Source organism: Microbacterium sp. ZXT2-5 (genome assembly GCF_055329545.1).
Genome location: NZ_JBUZWD010000001.1, coordinates 362,268 through 383,133 on the forward strand (window position 1 = coordinate 362,268; position 20,866 = coordinate 383,133).

General features: G+C 71.0%; 19 protein-coding genes and 1 riboswitch. Of the genes, 14 read left to right on the forward strand and 5 right to left on the reverse strand.

All coding sequences use genetic code 11. The features are described 5' to 3' along the window. Positions 1 to 109: 109 nt before the first annotated feature. From ACZBH1_RS01645 to ACZBH1_RS01655, 3 genes are all read right to left on the reverse strand, one after another. Entirely contained in the window at positions 110 to 1,258 is a 1,149-nt protein-coding gene (locus tag ACZBH1_RS01645; protein ID WP_336398404.1) for a BMP family lipoprotein, read from the reverse strand. Between the two features lie 181 nt (positions 1,259 to 1,439). After that, positions 1,440 to 2,555: a mannose-1-phosphate guanylyltransferase gene (locus ACZBH1_RS01650; RefSeq protein WP_336398403.1), complete on the reverse strand. Its 1,116-nt coding sequence runs from the start codon at positions 2,553 to 2,555 to the stop codon at positions 1,440 to 1,442. 99 nt (positions 2,556 to 2,654) lie between these two features. Next, positions 2,655 to 3,818 carry an endo-1,4-beta-xylanase gene (locus ACZBH1_RS01655; RefSeq protein WP_336398402.1) on the reverse strand — a complete coding sequence of 388 codons (1,164 nt, stop codon included), beginning with the start codon at positions 3,816 to 3,818 and terminating at the stop codon, positions 2,655 to 2,657. Between the two features lie 377 nt (positions 3,819 to 4,195). Here ACZBH1_RS01655 and sdhC point away from each other — a divergent pair, with 377 nt between their 5' ends. From sdhC to ACZBH1_RS01700, 9 genes are all read left to right on the forward strand, one after another. Beyond that, positions 4,196 to 4,633, forward strand: a complete 438-nt coding sequence (gene sdhC / locus ACZBH1_RS01660; protein ID WP_336398401.1) for a succinate dehydrogenase, cytochrome b556 subunit — start codon at positions 4,196 to 4,198, stop codon at positions 4,631 to 4,633. Beyond that, on the forward strand, positions 4,633 to 5,103 hold the full coding sequence (locus ACZBH1_RS01665; RefSeq protein WP_336398400.1) for a succinate dehydrogenase hydrophobic membrane anchor subunit: 471 nt from the start codon (positions 4,633 to 4,635) through the stop codon (positions 5,101 to 5,103). Before sdhC ends, ACZBH1_RS01665 begins: the two co-directional genes overlap by 1 nt. Before the next feature lie 55 nt (positions 5,104 to 5,158). Next, positions 5,159 to 6,964, forward strand: a complete 1,806-nt coding sequence (gene sdhA / locus ACZBH1_RS01670) for a succinate dehydrogenase flavoprotein subunit (RefSeq protein ID WP_463645294.1) — start codon at positions 5,159 to 5,161, stop codon at positions 6,962 to 6,964. After that, positions 6,964 to 7,764, forward strand: coding sequence for a succinate dehydrogenase iron-sulfur subunit (locus tag ACZBH1_RS01675; protein ID WP_336398398.1), 801 nt, complete (start codon positions 6,964 to 6,966; stop codon positions 7,762 to 7,764). Before sdhA ends, ACZBH1_RS01675 begins: the two co-directional genes overlap by 1 nt. A 75-nt stretch (positions 7,765 to 7,839) precedes the next feature. Further along, on the forward strand, positions 7,840 to 9,105 hold the full coding sequence (locus tag ACZBH1_RS01680; RefSeq protein WP_336398397.1) for a YihY/virulence factor BrkB family protein: 1,266 nt from the start codon (positions 7,840 to 7,842) through the stop codon (positions 9,103 to 9,105). 30 nt (positions 9,106 to 9,135) lie between these two features. Continuing rightward, on the forward strand, positions 9,136 to 10,002 hold the full coding sequence (locus ACZBH1_RS01685) for an exodeoxyribonuclease III (protein ID WP_463645295.1): 867 nt from the start codon (positions 9,136 to 9,138) through the stop codon (positions 10,000 to 10,002). A 70-nt stretch (positions 10,003 to 10,072) separates the two neighbouring features. Further along, positions 10,073 to 11,080, forward strand: a complete 1,008-nt coding sequence (trpS, locus tag ACZBH1_RS01690; protein WP_463645296.1) for a tryptophan--tRNA ligase — start codon at positions 10,073 to 10,075, stop codon at positions 11,078 to 11,080. 51 nt (positions 11,081 to 11,131) lie between these two features. Next, on the forward strand, positions 11,132 to 11,698 hold the full coding sequence (locus ACZBH1_RS01695; protein WP_463645297.1) for a GNAT family N-acetyltransferase: 567 nt from the start codon (positions 11,132 to 11,134) through the stop codon (positions 11,696 to 11,698). 75 nt (positions 11,699 to 11,773) lie between these two features. Further along, positions 11,774 to 12,634, forward strand: a complete 861-nt coding sequence (locus tag ACZBH1_RS01700; RefSeq protein WP_336398393.1) for an Fpg/Nei family DNA glycosylase — start codon at positions 11,774 to 11,776, stop codon at positions 12,632 to 12,634. 39 nt (positions 12,635 to 12,673) lie between these two features. Here ACZBH1_RS01700 and glpK read toward each other — a convergent pair whose 3' ends face one another. Then, complete coding sequence (gene glpK, locus ACZBH1_RS01705) at positions 12,674 to 14,224, reverse strand: glycerol kinase GlpK (protein ID WP_452325205.1); 1,551 nt, start codon at positions 14,222 to 14,224, stop codon at positions 12,674 to 12,676. A gap of 65 nt (positions 14,225 to 14,289) precedes the next feature. After that, a complete protein-coding gene (locus tag ACZBH1_RS01710; protein WP_463645298.1) occupies positions 14,290 to 16,014 on the reverse strand; it encodes a glycerol-3-phosphate dehydrogenase/oxidase in 1,725 nt (574 codons plus the stop codon). 88 nt (positions 16,015 to 16,102) lie between these two features. Between ACZBH1_RS01710 and ACZBH1_RS01715 the strand changes: the two genes are divergently transcribed. From ACZBH1_RS01715 to ribH, 5 genes are all read left to right on the forward strand, one after another. Next, positions 16,103 to 17,062, forward strand: coding sequence for a sugar-binding transcriptional regulator (locus ACZBH1_RS01715; RefSeq protein WP_336398390.1), 960 nt, complete (start codon positions 16,103 to 16,105; stop codon positions 17,060 to 17,062). Between the two features lie 91 nt (positions 17,063 to 17,153). Next, positions 17,154 to 17,315: riboswitch (FMN riboswitch) on the forward strand. A 68-nt stretch (positions 17,316 to 17,383) separates the two neighbouring features. Beyond that, positions 17,384 to 18,421, forward strand: a complete 1,038-nt coding sequence (ribD, locus tag ACZBH1_RS01720; RefSeq protein ID WP_378882374.1) for a bifunctional diaminohydroxyphosphoribosylaminopyrimidine deaminase/5-amino-6-(5-phosphoribosylamino)uracil reductase RibD — start codon at positions 17,384 to 17,386, stop codon at positions 18,419 to 18,421. Beyond that, entirely contained in the window at positions 18,421 to 19,092 is a 672-nt protein-coding gene (locus ACZBH1_RS01725) for a riboflavin synthase (RefSeq protein WP_336398388.1), read from the forward strand. Before ribD ends, ACZBH1_RS01725 begins: the two co-directional genes overlap by 1 nt. Continuing rightward, on the forward strand, positions 19,089 to 20,363 hold the full coding sequence (ribA, locus tag ACZBH1_RS01730) for a GTP cyclohydrolase II (RefSeq protein ID WP_336398387.1): 1,275 nt from the start codon (positions 19,089 to 19,091) through the stop codon (positions 20,361 to 20,363). Before ACZBH1_RS01725 ends, ribA begins: the two co-directional genes overlap by 4 nt. Beyond that, positions 20,360 to 20,842, forward strand: a complete 483-nt coding sequence (ribH, locus tag ACZBH1_RS01735; RefSeq protein ID WP_336398386.1) for a 6,7-dimethyl-8-ribityllumazine synthase — start codon at positions 20,360 to 20,362, stop codon at positions 20,840 to 20,842. Before ribA ends, ribH begins: the two co-directional genes overlap by 4 nt. The last annotated feature ends 24 nt before the right edge of the window (positions 20,843 to 20,866 follow it).

Genomic DNA, 20,866 nt, shown 5'->3' on the forward strand with positions numbered 1-20,866 from the left:
TCTGCACCTTATATATCCATTCGGCGGTGGCGCCATGGTGGCTGCCGTGCCCGGAAGAACGCGGCCGGGTGGAGTCGTCCACCCGGCCGCGTGTCACACCTGCCCTGCCTTACGGCGAGCTGGGCGAGGTGACCTCGAGCTCACCCGAGATGATCTGCTCGCGCAGCGCGTCGAGCTCGTCGGTCAGACCCTCGGGCAGCTGCGACTCGAACGAGCCGAAGCCGGAGAGGCCGACGCCCTCGTTCTCGAGCGTGCCGACGTAGGGGGTGACGTCGAAGTCACCGGTCGACGCCTCGAGCGTGGCCTGGTAGACGGCCTCGTCGATGCGCTTCATGATCGAGACGAGCACCATGTCGGCGACCGACGGGTCGGCCACGGCGAGGTCGGAGTCCACACCGAGCATGACGGTGCCGGTGCCGCCGTCGGTGATGGCGTCGCGGGCGCTCTGGTAGATCGGGCCGCCGACCGGGAGGATGACGTCGACGCCCTGGTCGAGCACGCCCTGCATGGCCTGCTTGGCGGTGTCGTTGGCCTGGAAGCCACCGGTCATCGAGCCCTGCTGAGCCTCGACGTCCCAGCCGAAGGTCTCGACGTTGGCGCCCTTGTCCTCGTTGTACTTCTCGACGCCGTCGACGAAGCCGTCCATGAAGATGGTCACCGGCGGGATCGGGATGCCGCCGACCGTGCCGACCTTGTTGACGCCGGACTGCGCCGACCACGCGGCCGCGGCGTAGCCGCCGAGGTACGCGGCCTGGACCGTGTCGAACATGAGCGGCTTGATGTTGGGGGCGTCGGTGGTGCCGTCGCCGATGTCGTTGCCCTCGTCGTCCTTGGCGCCGGTGTTGTCGGCCCAGTCGTCGATGATGGCGTAGCTCACCTCGGGGTTGGCGTTGGCCGACGTGATGGTGTCGGCCGAGAGCTTGAAGCCGACCGACACGATGAACGTGCAGCCCTCGGCGATCAGGTTCTCGAGGTTCGGGGCGTAGTCGTTGGCCGAGCTCGACTCGACCTCGATCGCCTCGACGCCGAGCTCCTCGGCGGCGCGCTCCATGCCCTCGAGCGCCGACTGGTTGAACGACTTGTCGTTGAAGCCGCCGTCGTCCGAGACCAGGCAGGGCGTGAAGCCCTCGACGACGTCGCCGCCTGCGTCACCGGTGGGGTCCGTCTCCTCCGGGGCGGAGCCGCAGCCCGCGAGGGCGATCAGCATGCCCGCGGCGACGGTGACGCCGACGAGCTTCTTGGTGCGTGAGATGGTCAACTCAGCCTCCACTACGTTCCCCCGCGGCCTTCACGGGGACTGCATCAAGTTACCCATTGTGACGCCGGAGTTGCATGCGTCCGGGCCCCCGCGAGCGGAATGGTTACAAAGACGCAATATCGCGAGACGAGTTCGATACCGGATGCCGCGGCTCGCGGCATCCGGTCCCATCACTTCCTCGTCAGAGCACCTCGCCGCGCCCGCTCAGCTTGAGCGCGTCGACGACGCCCTTCACCCGCTGCGCATGCTCGCTCGTGGTGACCAGGAGGGCGTCCTCGGTGTCGACGACCACGATGTCGCGCACCCCGATGACGCTGATCACGCGGCGGGTCTGGCTGACGACGATGCCGCTGGCGGCGTCGGACAGCACCCGTGCGTTCTCACCCAGGATCGCCAGATCGTTCTTGCGCCCGCCGGAGTTGAGCTTGGCGAGACTGGCGAAGTCGCCCACGTCGTCCCAGTCGAAGTGCCCGGGGATCACGGCGAGGCGGCCCTTCGCCGCGGCGGGCTCGGCGACGGCGTAGTCGATGGCGATCTTGGTGAGGGTCGGCCAGACGCGGTCCACGACCGGGCCGCGGCGGTCGCGGTCGTCCCAGGCCTCGGCCAGGTCCATGAGGCCCGCGTACAGGTGGGGGTCGCTCTCGGCGATCTCTCCCAGCAGCACGTCGGCGCGCGTGATGAACATGCCCGCGTTCCACAGGTAGTTGCGGTCGGCGAAGTACTCCTTGGCGGTCTCCAGGTCGGGCTTCTCCACGAAGCTCTCCACCAGGGCCGCCTCGGGCGCACCCTCCACGGTCAGCGCATCGCCCTTGCGGATGTAGCCGAAGCCGACCGACGGCTCGGAGGGCTGGATGCCGATCGTGCAGATGTACCCCTCGCGGGCGGTGGCGACCGCCTGGCGCACGGCCCAGTCGAACAGCTGCGGCACGCGGATGACGTGGTCGGCCGCGAAGGATCCGATGATGACGTCGGGCTCCCGGCGCGCCAGGATCGCCGCGGCGAGGCCGATCGCCGCGGTGGAGTCGCGCGGCTCGGACTCGAGGAAGACGTTGTGGTCGGGGATGCCCGGGAGCTCCCTCTCCACGGCCGCGCGATGGGCGCGCCCGGTCACCACGGCGATGCGGTCCGCACCGGCCAGGGGCTCCAGCCGGTCCCAGGTGTCGCGCAGCAGGGTGCGCCCGGAGCCGGTGAGATCGTGCAGGAACTTGGGGGCGTCGGCTCGCGAGAGCGGCCAGAGCCGGCTGCCGATGCCACCCGCGGGGATGACGGCGTAGAAGTCGTCGATGCGTCCGGACATGACCCCAGGCTATCGGGCCGGTTTTCGCCGGGATGGCGCGCGCGTGGCGGGCGCATGACGACGGCGGCGGGCATCGCCTGCCCGCCGCCGTCGTGGAGGTCAGCCCCTTCTCGGCGAGATGCCGGGCGTGGCGTCGCGCAGCGACGCGAGCATGGCGTCGAAGGCCGGCTTCGGCGAGAAGTCGTCCTCGAAGATCGTCGCCCAGCCCTCGCCGGGGAAGACGGCGGGAACCCACGAGTTGGCATCCGGGAAGCCCCACACGGTGAACGACGAGCATGCGGGGACGTTCAGGCACGCCTCGAGCATCGCGTCGTAGCGCGCGGCCTGCTCGGCGACCTGGGCGGGCGTCGGGCCCGTCTCGCCGTCGAGCAGCGGGATGCGCACGTCCGCCTCCGTCACGGCGACCTTCAGTCCCAGCGCGGCGAACCGCTCGAAGTTCGCCTGGATGGAGGTGTCGAAGCCGTAGAGCAGGCTGAGGTGCCCCTGCGCGCCGAACCCGCTCAGCGGCACGCCGTCGGCGAGCAGGCGCTGCGCGAGGTCGTAGTACGCGTCGGTCTTCTCGTTGATGCCCTCGGCGTTGTAGTCGTTGAGGAACAGCACGGCGTCGGGATCGGCCTCGTGCGCCCAGCGGAAGGCATCCCCGATGAGCGCGACCGGGTCGTCGGCGCACGCCCGGAGGAACGGGTTGGCCTCGGTGCGGAGCCGGACCCCGCCCGCGTCCCAGTTGTCCTGGAAGATCTCGTTCGCGACGTCCCACTCGTAGATCTCGCCCTTGAAGTGGCCGACCACGGTGCGGATGTGGTCCTCCAGCACGGCCCGAGCGTCGTCGCAGGTCCACGTGCTGCTCGCCGCGGTCACCCAGGCCGGGTTCTGGCTGTGCCAGAGCAGCGTGTGGCCGCGGACCTCCTGGCCGTTCGCCTCGGCGAAGGCGACCAGCGCGTCGGCGGACGCGAAGTCGTACACGTCGGGCGCCGGGTGGATGGCATCCCACTTCATGTCGTTCTCGGGGGTCACCGAGGAGAACTGGGCGCCGAGGACCCGCTGCAGCTCCGTCGGCGCGGCGGGGTCATAGGAGAGGAGGTCCCGCTGCGCCCAGACGGCGCTGCCGATCGCGAGATCGCGCGGGGCCTGATTGCGCAGGGTGTCCTTGTCGGCGTGGCTGAATCCGGGCGGCTCGGCGTTGGCGGCCGTGCCCGCCCAGAGGGGCACCACGAGGGAAGCGGCGGCCGTGGCCACCAGAAGCGATCGAAGGGATCGACGCATTGAGAACTCCTGACATCTTCGTCGGCGACGCCGCAGCGACGCATATGTTCTTGTGTCCAACAAAAGCTAGGCGGGGTCTCCCGGGCGGGCAAAGAGTTTCGGCGCATTTTCGACACCGGCCGCGACCGGACCCGGCCGAGCGCTGCTGAGGTGGCCGCCGGGCGAAACAAACGGTGTTCTTCACGCATGCGAAGATCCCTCCGGAAGAAGGCATCGTAAGGATGCCCTTCGTCGCCCGTGCCCCGAATGCGGGAATAGGATGGACGCAGCGCCCGCGTGACGCCGACGGCCCGAAGCCCACCGTTTGGGGCCCTCTCCGGGGGCCGTCCTCGTCCGCCGAGGCCGCCCCACCGTGTTTCGATCCAAGGAGGACGCACGTGTCTGCACCAGCACGCGTCACACCGTCGGTATCCGAGACCACCTCCCGAGTCCCCCGCGGCACCCTCTACCGCGGGAACGAGGGCATGTGGTCATGGGTGCTCCACCGCATCACCGGCGTCGCCATCTTCTTCTTCCTCCTCGTGCACATCCTCGACACGGCCCTGATCCGGGTCGCGCCGGACGCGTACGACGCAGTGATGAGCTCGTACAAGAACCCGATCATGGGGCTCGGCGAGGTCGTGCTGGTCGGCGCCGTCGCCTATCACGCCTACAACGGGCTGCGGATCATCCTGGTCGACTTCTGGCCCTGGGCGACCCGCCACCAGCGCCAGCTGTGGTGGGGCGTCATCGCCCTGTTCCTGGCGACGATGATCCCCTTCGCCGTACGCCACCTGTCGATCGTCTTCGCCTACGGCTGGGGAGGAGAGCACTGATGACCCTCGGACAGACGCAGGGAGGCGCCGCGATCGCCGACCCCCGCTCCCCGCGCACCGCGGTGCGCCGCAAGGGACCGAACCTCGAGAAGTGGGGCTGGATCTACATGCGCGCCTCGGGCGTGCTGCTGGTGGTGCTGATCTTCGGCCACCTCTTCGTCAACCTCATGCTCGGCGAGGGCATCCACGGCATCGACTTCGCCTTCGTCGCCGGCAAGTTCGCCTCGCCGTTCTGGCAGTGGTGGGACGTGCTGATGCTCTGGCTCGCCCTCATCCACGGCGCCAACGGCATGCGGACGATCGTGAACGACTACGTCATGCACGACAAGACCCGCCGGGTGCTGGTGTGGGCGCTGTGGCTCACCGCCGCCTTCCTCATCCTCCTCGGCACGCTCGTGGTCTTCACCTTCGACCCGTGCATCCCCAACCTCAGCGACGGAAGCGTCCTGGCCGAGATCTGCAGCGCCTGACGCAGACCCCCTCGCCACGACTCAGAACGCAGCACAGAACAGAGGCACCCCACACGTGAGCACTCAGACCGCGGACTCCTACGTCAAGGACGGCGTCCACTACCACCAGTTCGACATCGTCATCGTGGGGGCCGGCGGCGCGGGCATGCGCGCCGCCATCGAGGCCGGCCCCGGCGCGAAGACCGCCGTCATCACCAAGCTGTACCCCACGCGCTCCCACACCGGCGCGGCGCAGGGCGGCATGGCGGCGGCGCTGGCCAACGTCGAAGAGGACTCCTGGGAGTGGCACACCTTCGACACCGTCAAGGGCGGCGACTACCTGGTCGACCAGGACGCGGCCGAGATCCTCGCGAAGGAGGCCATCGACGCGGTCATCGACCTCGAGAACATGGGCCTGCCCTTCAACCGCACGCCCGAGGGCAAGATCGACCAGCGCCGCTTCGGCGGCCACACCGCCGATCACGGCAAGACGCCGGTGCGCCGCGCCTGCTACGCCGCCGACCGCACCGGCCACATGATCCTGCAGACGCTGTTCCAGAACTGCGTCAAGCTCGGCATCAACTTCTTCAACGAGTTCTACGTCCTCGACCTCATCACGGTGAAGAACGCCGACGGCGGCACCGAGATCGCGGGCGTCGTGGCGTACGAGCTCGCCACGGGCGACCTGCACGTGTTCCACTCGAAGGCCGTGATCTTCGCCACCGGCGGCTTCGGCAAGATCTTCAAGACGACCTCCAACGCCCACACCCTCACCGGTGACGGCGTCGGCATCATCTGGCGCAAGGGCCTGCCCCTGGAGGACATGGAGTTCTTCCAGTTCCACCCGACGGGCCTCGCCGGGCTCGGCATCCTGCTCACCGAGGGCGCGCGCGGCGAGGGGGCGATCCTGCGGAATGTGACCGGCGAGCGCTTCATGGAGCGCTACGCGCCGACCATCAAGGACCTCGCGCCCCGCGACATCGTCAGCCGCTGCATGGTGCAAGAGGTCGCCGAAGGACGCGGCGCCGGCCCGCACCGCGACTACGTGCTGCTGGACTGCACCCACCTCGGCGCCGAGGTCCTCGAGACCAAGCTCCCCGACATCACCGAGTTCGCCCGCACCTACCTCGGCGTCGACCCGGTGGTGGAGCCCGTGCCCGTCATGCCGACCGCGCACTACGCGATGGGCGGCATCCCGACCAACAACGACGCGCAGGTGCTCAGCGACAACACCACGGTCGTCCCAGGCCTGTACGCCGCCGGCGAGTGCGCGTGCGTGTCGGTACACGGCTCCAACCGCCTCGGCACCAACTCGCTCCTGGACATCAACGTGTTCGGCAAGCGGGCCGGCCGCAACGCGGTCCAGTACGTGCAGAGCGCCGACTTCGTGCCGCTGCCCGAAGACCCCGCCGCCGAGGTGCGCAACCTGATCGAGGGCCTGCGCAACAACCAGGGCACCGAGCGCATCGCCGTCCTGCGCAAGAAGCTGCAGGACGAGATGGACCGCAAGGCTCAGGTCTTCCGCACCGAGGAGTCGCTCGGCGAGGTCCTCGAGGTCATCGAGGAGCTCCGCGAGCGCTTCCGGAACGTGCACGTCGACGACAAGGGCAAGCGGTTCAACACCGACCTGCTCGAGGCCGTCGAGCTCGGCTTCCTGCTCGACATCGCGGAGGTCGTCGTCGTCACCGCGCGCAACCGCAAGGAGAGCCGCGGCGGTCACATGCGCGACGACTTCCCCCAGCGCGACGACGAGAACTACATGCAGCACACGATGGCGTACCTCTCGGGGGATGCCGGCTCGTCGAAGGCCGACGACCACATCCGCCTCGACTGGAAGCCCGTCGTGGTGACCCGCTACCAGCCGATGGAGAGGAAGTACTGATGGCCACCTCGGCAACCGACGTCATCGAGCGCACCGACGCCGACGCCCCCGTGCGCGCGCAGGAGACCGCGAGCGACACCGGCATCCAGTCGTTCCTCGTCACGTTCATCATCCGTCGCTTCGACCCGGAGGTCGACGAGGAGCCGCGCTGGGTCGACTACGACGTCGAGCTCTATTCGACCGACCGCGTGCTGGACGCGCTCCACAAGATCAAGTGGGAGGTCGACGGGTCGCTGACCTTCCGGCGCTCGTGCGCGCACGGGATCTGCGGCTCCGACGCGATGCGCATCAACGGCCGCAACCGCCTGGCGTGCAAGACCCTCATCAAGGATCTCGACATCTCCCAGCCGATCTACGTCGAGGCGATCAAGGGCCTGCCGCTGGAGAAGGACCTCGTCGTCGACATGGAGCCCTTCTTCGCGTCGTACCGCGAGGTGCAGCCGTTCCTCATCGCGAGCTCCACGCCGGAGCCGGGCAAGGAGCGCATCCAGTCCATCGTCGACCGCGAGGTCTTCGACGACACCACGAAGTGCATCCTGTGCGCCGCGTGCACCTCGTCGTGCCCGGTGTTCTGGACCGACGGCCAGTACTTCGGACCGGCCGCGATCGTCAACGCCCACCGCTTCATCTTCGACTCGCGCGACGACGCCGGCGATGTGCGCCTCGACATCCTCAACGACAAGGAGGGCGTGTGGCGCTGCCGCACCACCTTCAACTGCACCGAGGCGTGCCCCCGCGGCATCGAGGTCACCAAGGCCATCGCCGAGGTGAAGCAGGCGGTTCTGCGCGGACGCCCGTAGACGCCGCGCACGCTGGACGACCGGATGCCGCATCGCACTGCGATGCGGCATCCGTCTGTCGATAATGTGAGGTCCGTGAGCCATCGGGACGACGCGCAGGAGAAGCCGCGCCGTCATGCGCAGGGCCACGAGCAAGCCCGGGACCAGGCCGACGCCGCCCAGCGCGAGGAGGAGTCGCTCCGCGCGCGGTGGGAGGCGACGCAGACGAGCCTGCGTCAGCGCTTCGACGAGCCGCTGAGCCGCGCGACGGCGATCACGCAGCGCACGCTCGCCTGGTTCCCGGTGCGCGTGTGGCGCCACTTCCTGCAGCACAACGGCTTCCTGCTCGCGGCGGGCGTGAGCTACCAGGCGCTGTTCGCGACGTTCGCGGCGATCTATGTGGCGTTCGCGATCACCGGCCTCTGGCTCGGCGGCAGCGAGCAGGCCATCGAGGGCCTCATCGACCTCATCAACAGCTACATCCCCGGTCTCATCGCGCCGGAGGGCGGGCTGTTCACCCCCGACCAGGTGACCGAGGTCGCCACGAGCAACGCCGGCGTGCTCGGCATCACAGGCATCATCGCGCTCGGCACCCTGATCTGGACCGCGATCGGGTTCGTCACCTTCACGCGCCGCGCGGTGCGCGACATCTTCGGCCTGCCGCCCGACAGCCGCAGCTACGTCTACCTGAAGGTGCGCGACCTCATCGGCGCCGGGCTGTTCGCGCTCGCCCTCGTGCTGGGCTTCGCGGCCACCTCGATCGGGACGTGGGCGCTGACGTGGGTGTTCTCGATCCTCGGCTGGGACGACGCGTCGGGGTGGATCGGGGTCACGGCCACCGTCGGCACGATCCTCATCTCGTTCGCCATCTACAGCGCCGCGCTCGGCGCGCTCATCCGCTTCCTCACCGGGACCGAGCTCCCCCCGCGGCGGATCATCCCCGGCGCCCTGCTCGGCGGGGGCGCGATCACCGTGCTGCAGCTGTTCACCGGCTGGCTCTTCGTCTACACGCCGACGAACGCGCTGCTGGCCACCTTCGCGATCTTCGTCGGCCTGCTGCTGTGGTTCCGCATCATCGGCATCATCATGCTCGTCGCCGCCGCGTGGATCGCGGTGTCGGCACAGGACGAGGAGATCCCCCTCCTGCCGCAGACGGAGGCCGACCGGCTGGCGGCCGAGCATGCGGCGCTCCTGGTCGCCGCGCGCGTGCGCCTGCGCACCGCCGAGGAGGCGCGCGACAGCGCGCCGTGGTACCGGATCTGGACGGCGAACCGCGCCGTCCGCGCCGCCGAGGACGAGCTGGCCCAGGTCGAGGCGGCGACGCCGCCCGTGCAGAAGAAGGCCGGCAGCCTGTTCGAGTGAGTGTCGGCGGTGCCGGATAGTCTTGCCGTCGTGTCTCGCCGTGTTCGCATCGCCTCCGTCAACGTCAACGGGATCCGCGCGGCGACGCGCAAGGGCATGCTCGAGTGGCTCGACGCCGCCGACATCGACGTGATGGCGCTGCAGGAGGTGCGCGCGACCGAGGACGAGCTGCGCGCGGCCCTGCCCGGGTGGGAGATCGTCAACGACGAGGCGCTGGCGAAGGGCCGCGCCGGCGTCGCCGTGGCCAGCCGGATGCCCTCGGTCGAGGTGCGGCGGGTGCTCGGGCCCGCGGCGGAGGACGCCGCCGATGTGCTCGACAGCGCGGGCCGCTGGATCGAGGCCGACTTCGACATCGACGGCGAGCGCCTGATCGTGGTCAGCGCCTACGTCCACACCGGCGAGGCCGAGACGCCGAAACAGGACGCCAAGTGGGCCTTCCTCGATGCGATGGAGAAGCGGATGCCGCAGCTGCGCGCCGCCTCGCCGCTCGCCCTCGTGATGGGCGATCTCAACGTCGGGCACCGCGAGTTCGACATCCGCAACTGGAAGGGCAACGTCAAGAAGGCCGGCTTCCTCCCCCGCGAGCGCGCGTACTTCGACCGGTTCTTCGGCGACGAGGGTGCCGACGTCACGGGCGCCGACGGGTCGGTCGGCCCGGGCCTCGGCTGGGTCGACGTCGGCCGCCGGTTCCACGGCGACGTCGACGGCCCCTACACGTGGTGGTCGATGCGCGGACGCGCGTTCGACAACGACACCGGGTGGCGGATCGACTACCACCTCGCAACGCCCGAGCTGGGGGCGCGGGTCGCCGACTATCGCGTGGCGCGGGCGCCCTCGTGGGACACCCGGTGGAGCGACCACTCCCCCGTCGTCGCGGACTACACGATCGGCCGCTGACCGCTCGCCAAGCCGCGCCGGCACCCGCGGGCGGCGCGGAGCGGCGGCATCCGCTTTGTAGGATTGTCGGATGACCAAGTCGCGTCTCTATTCCGGCATGCAGCCCTCCGCCGACTCGCTCCAGATCGGCAACTACATCGGGGCCCTCATGCAGTGGCGCGATCTGCAGGAGTCCTACGACGCGTTCTTCTCGGTGGTCGACCTCCACGCGATCACCGTCGCGCAGGATCCCGAGCACCTCCGCGAGAAGACGCGCCGCACGGCCGCGCAGTACATCGCGGCGGGGATCGAGCCGTCGAAGTCGACGCTGTACGTGCAGTCGCACGTGCCCGCGCACCCCGAGCTCGCGTGGATCCTGTCGACGATCACCGGCTTCGGCGAGGCCGGCCGCATGACGCAGTTCAAAGACAAGTCGCAGCGCTACGGCACGGACGCGACCTCCGTCGGGCTCTTCACCTACCCGGTGCTGATGGCCGCCGACATCCTGCTCTACCAGACCGACATCGTGCCTGTCGGCGACGACCAGAAGCAGCACGTCGAGCTCACGCGCGACCTCGCCGAGCGCTTCAACAGCCGCTTCGGCAAGACGTTCCGCGTGCCGACGCCGGTCATCCAGCAGGAGACCGCGCGCATCTACGACCTGCAGAACCCGACCGCGAAGATGTCGAAGTCTGCCGAGACGGATGCCGGCGTGCTCTGGCTGCTGGACGACCCGGCGGTCTCGGCGAAGAAGATCATGCGCGCCGTGACCGACTCCGAGGGGTCGGTGCGGTACAACCGCGAGACCAAGCCCGGCGTGTCGAACCTGCTGGTGATCTACGCGGCGCTGACGGGCCGCCAGATCCCGGCGATCGAGGACGAGTACGCGGGCCGCGGCTACGGCGACTTCAAGAAGGGCCTGGCCGAGGTCGTGGTGAACGAGTTCGGTCCGGTGCGCGAGCGCGCGCTGCAGATGCTCGACGACCCGGCAGAGCTCGACCGCGTGCTGGCCGCGAACGCCGCCAAGGCCGAAGAAGTCGCCAACCGCACGCTCGCCGACGTCTACGACAAGGTGGGGCTGCTCCGCCGTACCCGCTGACTCCCCGGCCTGCGGCGGGCAACCCGGCGCGCCCGGCCCTAGGCTGGGCCGATGGAGCCGGTCGTCCTGCGCACGCCTCGCCTCGAGCTGTCGCTCCCCCGGGAGGACGATGTCGACCTGATCCACGCGGCCTGCCAGGATGCCGACATCCAGCGGTACACCCCGGTGCCGGTCCCGTACGAGCGGGAGCACGCGGCGGCGTTCGTGGAGCGCATCCCGCGCGACTGGGAGGCGGGCCAGCACCTGACCTGGATCATCCGCGAGAGCGGCCGCCTCGTCGGCACCATCGGGTTCTACCGCGTCGACGGACGAGGAGCCGGTGAGATCGGCTACTGGATGGCGCCCTGGTCTCGCGGCAGCGGTCGGCTCCGCGAGGCGGCCGAGGCGGTGATCGACTGGGGGTTCTCGTCCGACGGTCTGGGCCTGGTCCGCATCGAGTGGCGGGCGGTCGTGGGGAACGTCGCCTCGGCGAAGCTCGCCCGCACGCTCGGCTTCCGATACGAGGGACTGCTGCGCAAGGCGCTGACGGGCGCGCACGGGCGCGACGACGGCTGGATCGCCGGCCTCCTCGCATCCGACGACCGCGGGCCGCAGCGCTGGGCGGTCCTCGCGGACTGACCGGCCCCCGCCGCTCGCCGCGAACCCGGCGGGTTCGCCGGCCCTGCCGTCGCGGGCCCATGGCAGGATGAGCGCATGCCCGAGATGCCCGAGGTTCAGGGGCTCGTCGACTTCCTCCGCGAGCGGCTCACCGGCGTGCGCATCGAGCGCGCCACGGTCGCGAACATCGCGGCGCTGAAGACGTACGACCCGCCGATCGACGCGCTGAAGGACGCCGAGATCACGGGGGCCGAACGCCACGGCAAGTTCATCGACCTCGCCACGACCGGCCCGCACCTGGTGTTCCACCTCGCCAAGGCGGGGTGGCTGCGCTGGTACGACGAGCTGCCGAAGACCGTGATCCGCCCCGGCAAGACACCGATCGCGCTGCGCGTGGCGCTCGCCGACGGCGCGGGCTTCGACCTGACCGAGGCGGGCACGAAGAAGTCGCTCGCCGTCTACGTCGTCCGCGAGCCCGCCGACGTGCCCGGCATCGCCCGGCTCGGCCCCGACCCGCTCGACCCGTCCTTCTCGCGCGACGTGTTCGCGTCCCTCATCGAGGGCCGGCGCACGCAGATCAAAGGCGTGCTGCGCGACCAGGCGATCATCGCCGGCGTCGGCAACGCCTACTCCGACGAGATCCTCCACGCGGCGAAGATGTCGCCGTACGCGCTCGCGTCCTCGCTGTCGGACGCCGACATCACGCGCCTCTTCGACGCGATGACGCAGACGCTGACGGATGCCGTCGCCGAGGCGTCCGGCAAGCCGCCGGCCGAGCTCAAAGACGCCAAGCGCCGCGGCATGCAGGTGCACGGCCGGCGAGGCGAGACCTGCCCCGTGTGCGGCGACGAGGTGCGCAGCGTGTTCTTCGCCGACAACTCGCTCGAGTACTGTCCGACCTGCCAGACCGGCGGCAAGATCCTCGCGGACCGCCGCCTCTCGCGCCTGCTGAAGTAGGCGCCGACGCGCCGGGACCCCGCGGCGCCCGTCGAGGCCTCAGCCGAACGGCGGCGTCTCGGTGGTGCCCATGAGCACGCGGGCGTCGTCGTCGACCCAGTCCAGCGACTTCGACACGGCCTTGCGCCACTGCCGGAATCGCCGCTCGCGCTCGTCCTGCGCCATCCGCGGCTCGAAGCGGACGTCCTCCTGCCAGTGGGCGCGCAGCTCGTCGAGGTCGCGCCAGACCCCCGTCGCCAGGCCCGCGGCGTACGCGGCGCCGAGCGCCGTGGTCTCGACGACCTTCGGGCGCACCACCGGGATGCCGAGGATGTCGGCCTGGAACTGCATCAGCAGGTCGTTGCGCGTCATGCCGCCGTCCACGCGGAGCTCGTCGAGCGTCCGTCCTGTGTCGGCGACGACCGCCTCGATGACATCGCGGGTCTGGAAGGCCGTCGACTCGAGGGCGGCCCGCGCGATGTGCCCCTTGTTGACGTAGCGTGTGAGGCCGACGAGCGCGCCGCGTGCGTCGGGGCGCCAGTACGGCGCGAAAAGCCCCGAGAACGCCGGCACGAAGTACGCTCCGCCGTTGTCGTCGACGGTCGAGGCGAGCGTCTCGACCTCCTCCGAGCGCTGGATGATGCCGAGGTTGTCGCGCAGCCACTGGACCAGCGAGCCGGTCACGGCGATCGAGCCCTCCAGCGCATAGCGCGCGGGCTCGTCGCCGATCCGGTAGCCGACGGTGGTGATGAGCCCGCTGCCGGAGCGGATGATCTCGGTCCCGGTGTTGACGAGCAGGAAGTTGCCCGTGCCGTACGTGTTCTTCGACTCTCCCGCGTCGAACGCCGCCTGCCCGAAGGTCGCCGCCTGCTGGTCGCCGAGGATCCCGGCGATCGGGGCGCCGTGGAGGACCTCCGGCAGCAGCGATTCGCCGACGACCTCCGATGAGGAGCGGATGGCCGGCATCATCGCCCGCGGGATGCGCCAGGTCGCCAGCAGCTCGTCGGACCAGTCGAGGGTGCGCAGGTCCATCAGGAGCGTCCGCGAGGCGTTGGTGACGTCGGTGACGTGGATGCCGCCGCGCGCGCCGCCGGTGAGGTTCCACACCACCCACGTGTCGGGCGTGCCGAACAGCAGGTCGCCCGCCTCCGCGGCCGCGCGCGCGCCGGGCACGTGGTCGAGGATCCACGCCACTTTCGACGCCGAGAAGTAGGTCGCCAGCGGCAGACCGGTGGTGTCGGCGAATCGGTCGCCCCCGCCGTCGCGCGACATCTCGTCGATGCGCGGCTGCGTGCGGGTGTCCTGCCAGACGAGGGCGTTGTGCACGGGCCGGCCGGTGCGCTTCTCCCACACGACGGCGGTCTCGCGCTGGTTGGTCACGCCGATCGCCGCGACCTCGGACGCGCCGATCCCGGCGCGCGAGAGGCACGAGGCCACCACCCATTCGGTGTTCGTCCAGATCTCGACCGGATCGTGCTCGACCCAGCCCGCGCGGGGGAAGATCTGCTCGTGCTCGCGCTGCGAGACGGCGACGACCGCGCCGCCGGAGTCGAACACGATCGCGCGCGTCGAGGTCGTGCCCTGATCGATGGACAGCACGTGGCCGGGCAACCTCGTCTCCTTCCTCGGCGGGCGGCAGTGCCCGCGACGGCGCCCTCGGGCGCGGTGCGGTCAGGCTATCGTGCCGACGCCGGGGACCACGTCGGGTCGGCGGCGTGGACCCGCTCGAGAGCACGGGCGATCTCGAGGGAGACGCGGTCCGCATCCCACCCGAGCACCGGCGCGACGGCGTCGGCGACCTCGGCCACCGCGTCGGGCGTCGCACCGCCGGTGAAGGCGATGCTCGTGCGGCGCAGGAGCAGGTCGTCGAGGTGCGCGACGTCCTCGGTCGCCGCGAGGTGCCGCAGCTCGCCCGAGCTGTAGGAGGGCGCGTGGTCCAGGAGTGCGTCGTCCGGGTCCTGCGCGATGGCCTCGGCGACGGATGCCGCGACCGTGCCGTAGCGGTCCAGCAGCGTCGCCACGCGCGCGGCGGGGACGTCCACGGCGTGCGAGGCGATCCACTGCTGCCGCGCGCGCTCGGTGACGGGGTAGCCCCGGCCGCCGCCGATCGGCAGGCCGCGGGTGGAGCGACGGCGGGGCTGGGCGAGCAGCTCGAGGGCGCGGCCGGCGAGGTCCTCGGCCGAGGCGCGGAAGGTCGTCCACTTGCCGCCGACGAGGCTCAGGACCGTGGCGTCCCCTCCCACGAGCGGGGCGGACTCGATGCGATAGTCCCGCGAGACGAAGCCGGGCGAGAGCTCGCCGTGGCCCGGCAGCGGCCGCACGCCCGAGAACCGGTAGACGATCTGCGAGCGCTGCACCGGCACGGTGGGCAGCACCTGCCCGATGAGGTCGATGAAGTAGTCGACCTCGGCCTCGGTGCACACGACCGGGTCGCCCATCTCGTGCTCGAGATCGGTGGTGCCGACCAGCACGCGACCCTTCAGGGGGTAGATGAGGACGATGCGGCCGTCCTCGTTCTCGAAGAACAGCTCCCGGCCGCCCGTCGCAGCGAGCAGCTCGGGGTGGTCGAGCACGATGTGCGAGCCCTTGGTGCCGCCCATGTAGCGTGTCGGGTCGCCCAGGGCCAGGTTCGTCAGATCCGTCCACGGTCCGCTGGCGTTGACGACGACGGATGCCGCGAACCGCGTCTCCTCCCCGCTCAGCGCGTCGCGCAGCACGACCCGTCCGCGGTCGACCCCCACCGCCGCGGTGTGGTTGGCAGCGCGCGCGCGCTCGCCGCCGGCGATGCGGCCGTCGCGCAGGACGTCGATCGCCAGGCGCTCGGGGTCGTGGAGGGAGGCATCCCAGTAGGTGGCGGTGTACTTCACGTCGGGGTTCAGCTGAGGGAGCTGCGCGAGCGAGCGCTTGCGGCCGTGGAACGTGTGGCGTGGCACGGTGCCGCGCCCGAACAGACCTCCGCCACGGGAGAAGGAGTCGTAGATGACCAGCCCGATCTTGATGAGCGCGGCGCCGCGCTCTCGGTGCTTTCCGCCGCCGTGGCGGAGGAAGCGCAGCGGAGCGGAGAGGACGCCGGAGAAGGTGGAGAAGATCGGGATGGTCGTCTGCAGCGGGCGCACGTAGTGCGGTGCGGTCTTGAGCAGCGCGTTGCGCTCGGTGACCGCCTCGTGCACGAGACGGAACTCGCCGTTCTCGAGGTAGCGGATGCCGCCGTGGATCATGTGGGACGAGGCCGCGGAGGCGCCGCTGACGAAGTCGTCCTTCTCGACGAGCGCGACGTCCACGCCCTGGATGGCGAGGTCGCGGAAGGTGGCGAGGCCGTTGATGCCGCCCCCGATGATCAGCACGTCGGCATACGGACGCGCCGAAAGTGCCTCGAATCCTCGCTCCGAACCCGCCGTCATCGCCGGCCCCCTCTCGTGTCGCTGGTGACCATGATGACACCTCTGGACGTCCTTGCAGGCCATATGCACATACGTGCACAATGGGCGGATGGAGCAGATCGGCGACGCCCGGACGGTGCAGCGGGCCCTCACCGCCGCGCACCTGTATTACGTGCAGGACCGCACGATGGAGGCGATCGCCCGCGAGCTCGGCACGTCGCGTTCGACGGTGTCGCGCCTGCTCACCCATGCGCGCGCCGCGGGCATCGTCGACATCCGCATCCGGTCTCCCTTCGCCGCCCCCGAGGGGCTCGAGGAGCGCCTGGCCGAACGGTTCGGCATCGCGGCCGACGTCGTTCCGGTGCCCGAGGACGCCACCGAGGTCGACCGCCTCCAGCGCGTCGCGATCGCCGCCGCCCACATCGTCGCCGACCTCGTCCAGGACGACATGACGGTGGGTGTCGCGTGGGGGTCGACGACCGCCGCGGTGAGCCGGCATCTGGTGCCCAAGCCGGTCCACGGCGCGACGTTCGTGCAGCTCAACGGCTCGGGCAACACGCACACGACCGGCCTCCTGTACGCCAGCGAGATCCTCAGCCGCTTCGCCGCGGCGTACGACGGCAGCGCGCAGCAGTTCCCGGTGCCGGCATTCTTCGACGACCCGGCGACGAAGCGGGCGATGTGGCGGGAGCGCAGCACCCGCCGGATCCTCGACATGCAGACGTCGATGGACCTCGTCGTCTTCAGCACCGGCTCGGCGGGCTCGCAGGTGCCCAGCCACGTGTACAGCGGCGGCTACCTCGAGGCGGGCGAGCTCGACGAGCTCGCCGACGAGGGCGTGGTCGGCGACGTCGCGACGGTCTTCTACCGCGCCGACGGCTCGAGCGACGGCATCACGCTCAACGCCCGCGCGACGGGCCCGAGCCTCGACCTGCTGCGGCGGATCCCCCGGCGCCTGTGCATCGTCTCGGGCGTCTCGAAGCTCGCGAGCCTGCGCGGGGCGCTGGCCGCGCGCATCGCCACCGACCTGGTCGTGGACGAGGCCACCGCGCGCGCGCTGCTGGAGTGACGGCCGCATGCCGCGCCCGCCTCGCGACGAAGTACATGCGAAGACATGGAATGAATGAACGGATGCCGCGTTGACTACACTCGTGAGCATCAACGTGCTCCGGGGTCGGTGAGAATCCGAACCGGCGGTGACAGTCCGCGAGCCGAGGCATCAGCATCCGATCGGATGCCGCCACGGCCGATCCGGTGGAACTCCGGAACCGACGGTGATGCGACGGGTATCCGTCGCTAGTCCGGATGGGAGGCAGCACGAGCGGCGCCCTGCGCGCCGCGGCTTCCCGTGCCCCGGAGCGTCGTAGACGACGACGAGACGAGGGGCCGGATGGCAAGCGCAGCGGAACACGACGCGATGCGTCGCGCGCTGGAGCTCGCCGTGCGCGGCCCGCGGGGCGTGAACCCGCAGGTCGGTGCCGTGCTGCTCTCGCCCGACGGCGAGATCCTCGCCGAGGGCTGGCACCGCGGCGCCGGGACGCCGCACGCCGAGGTCGATGCCCTGTCGCAGCTGGCGCCGGGCGCAGCCCGCGGTGCGACCGCCGTCGTCACCCTCGAACCCTGCAACCACACCGGACGCACCGGCCCGTGCGCCCAGGCGCTCATCGCCGCCGGGGTCGCCCGCGTGGTGTACGCCGTCGCCGACCCCGGCGACCACTCCTCCGGCGGCGCCGACCGGCTCCGCGCTGCCGGCGTGGACGTCGAGTCCGGCCTGTTCGCGCCGGAGGCGGCCGCGCTGCTCGACGCGTGGCTCACGGTGCAGCGCCTCGGTCGCCCGCACGTGACGGTGAAGTGGGCCCAGAGCCTCGACGGGCGGGCTGCGGCATCCGACGGCACCAGCCAGTGGATCACCGGACCGGTGGCGCGCGCCGACGTCCACGTTCGCCGGGCGCAGGCGGACGCGATCGTGGCCGGCACCGGCACGGTCCTCGCCGACGACCCGGCCCTCACCGCGCGCGCCGAGGACGGCTCGCTCCTGTCGCGACAGCCTGTCCCCGTCGTCGTGGGCGCCCGCGCGGTGCCCGAGACCGCGGCGCTGCGCCGGCACCCGCACGCATTCCTGCAGTTCCCCGGCGACCCCGCGTCCGGCGGCCTCCCGGCGCTGCTCGAAGACCTCCGCCGTCGCGGCGTGCAGCGCGTGTTCGTCGAGGGCGGGCCCTCCGTCGCCGCCTCCTTCCTTCGCGACGGGCTCGCCGACGAGCTCCTCGTGTACGTCGCCCCCGTGCTGCTCGGCGGCGACCGCCTCGCGCTCCAGGACATCGGCGTGACAACGATCACCGAGGCGCGACGCCTGGCCGTGGCATCCGTCACCCCCCTCGGCGATGATCTGCTCATCGTCGCCCGCCCGTCGTCGGAAGGAGACGAGTGATGTTCACCGGAATCGTCGAGGAGATCGGCGAGATCGCCGCCGTCGAGCCGTCGGGCGACGGCGTGCGCGTGACGGTCACCGCCCCGAAGGCGGTGTCGGATGCCGCGCACGGCGACTCGATCTCGGTCAGCGGCGTGTGCCTCACCGTCGTCGACCAGGGCGCGGACTGGTTCACCGCGGACGTGATGAAGCAGACTCTGGACATGTCGACCCTCGCCGGGGTCGCAGCGGGACGCCGCGTGAACCTCGAGCGCGCCACGGCCGCGCACGGACGACTGGGCGGGCACATCGTGCAGGGTCACATCGACGGCACCGGCGAGGTGCTCGAGGTGCGCCCCGGCGCGCAGTGGCAGGTGCTGCGCATCTCGCTGCCGGCACCGCTCGCGCCCCTTGTCGTCGACAAGGGCTCGATCGCCGTCGACGGCGTCTCGCTCACGGTCAGCGCCGCCAGCCCCGCCTCCCCCGGCGACGGCTGGTTCGAGGTCTCGCTCATTCCCGAGACCCTCGCCGCGACGACCCTCGGCGCCCGCGTCCCGGGCGACCGCGTCAACCTCGAGACCGACATCCTGGCGCGGCACGTGCAGCGCCTCCTCTCCTTCGCCTCCACGGCCCCGGCCGCCTCAGCAGTCTCCGCGGCGACGTCCGCACCCACGGAAGGAGGCTCCGCATGAGCCTTTCCACGATCCCCGAGGCCCTGGCGGCGCTGCGCGCCGGCCGGCCGGTCATCGTCGCCGACGATGAGAACCGCGAGAACGAGGGCGACGTCGTGCTGTCGGCACAGCTCGCGACGCCCGAGTGGGTCGCCTGGACCGTCCGCTGGACCAGCGGCTTCCTGTGCGCCCCGATGCCCGCCGACTGGGCCGACCGTCTCGACCTCCCCCCGATGGTGGAGGTCAACGAGGACGCCCGCGGCACCGCGTACACCGTCAGCGTCGACGCGGCCGACCGCTCGTCGACGGGCATCAGCGCATCCGACCGCGCGCACACGCTCAACGTGCTCGCCGACCCCGAGTCGACGCCTGCCAGCCTCATCCGTCCCGGCCACATCCTGCCCCTGCGCGCCGTCGACGGCGGCGTCCGCGAGCGGGCCGGCCACACCGAGGCCGCGGTGGAGCTCATGCGCCTCGCCGAGCTCACGCCGGTCGGCGTCATCGGCGAGGTCGTGGCCGACGACGGCAGCATGATGCGACTGCCGGGTCTCCAGGAGCTCGGCGCCGAGCACGACATCCCGGTGATCACGATCGAGCAGCTCATCGCCCACCTCGACGAGACCGCGCCGTGCGACCCGGCGACCCACGGCGCGCACAAGCGCCGCGTGAGCCTGCGCGCCGAGGCGCGCGTGCCCACCTCGCACGGCGACTTCCGCTTCCTCGCGTACAAGGACCGCGTCACCGGCACCGACCACATCGCGGTCGTCTCGGGCGAGCTCTCCGACGCGCCGCTGGTGCGCGTGCACTCCGAGTGCCTGACCGGCGAAGCCTTCGGGTCGCTCAAGTGCGAGTGCGGCCCCCAGCTCGATGCGGCGCTGGACGCCATCGAGCAGGACGGCGGGGTCGTCATCTACATGCGCGGCCACGAGGGGCGCGGCATCGGGCTCATCAACAAGCTGCGCGCGTACTCGCTGCAGGAGCGCGGACTCGACACCGTCGATGCGAACCTGGCGCTCGGCCTCCCGGCCGATGCGCGCGACTACGCGGCGGCGGCGGGGATCCTCACCGACCTCGGCATCGAGAAGGTGCGCCTGCTGACCAACAACACCGACAAGGTGGCGCAGCTGCGAGCCCTCGGACTCGACATCGTCGAGCAGGTTCCGCTCCTCGTGGGCGTCGGCCCGAACAACCACCAGTACCTCGCGACCAAGCGCGACCGCATGGGCCACATCATCGCCGAGGCGGATCTCGCCGACGCGCTGGCCCAGATGCACGAAGGAGCAGAGCGATGAGCGGCAAGGGCGCTCCCCAGGCCACCGACCGGATCGACGGCGCGGGCCTGGACGTGGTCGTCGTCGCCGGCACGTGGCACGACACGATCACCGACGGCCTCATCGCCGGCGCCGAGCGCGCCCTCGAGGCGTCGGGCGCCTCCTGGCGCCTCGTCCGCGTACCGGGCTCGTTCGAGCTGCCGGTCGTCGCGAAGGCGGCGCTGGACGCCGGCGCCGATGCGGCGGTCGCGCTCGGGGTGATCATCCGCGGTGGTACGCCTCACTTCGACTTCGTCTCGAACGCGGCCACCGACGGCCTCACGCGCGTGGCGCTGGACACCGGCAAGCCGGTGGGCTTCGGTGTGCTCACGCTCGACGACGAGGCGCAGGGCATCGACCGCGCCGGACTCGAGGGGTCGAAGGAGGACAAGGGGTACGAGGCGGCGGACGCCGCGCTGCGCACCGCGCTCGTGCTGCGGGAGCTCCGCCAGGCTCGGTGACCGGGTGGCGCGGGCCTCGCCGCG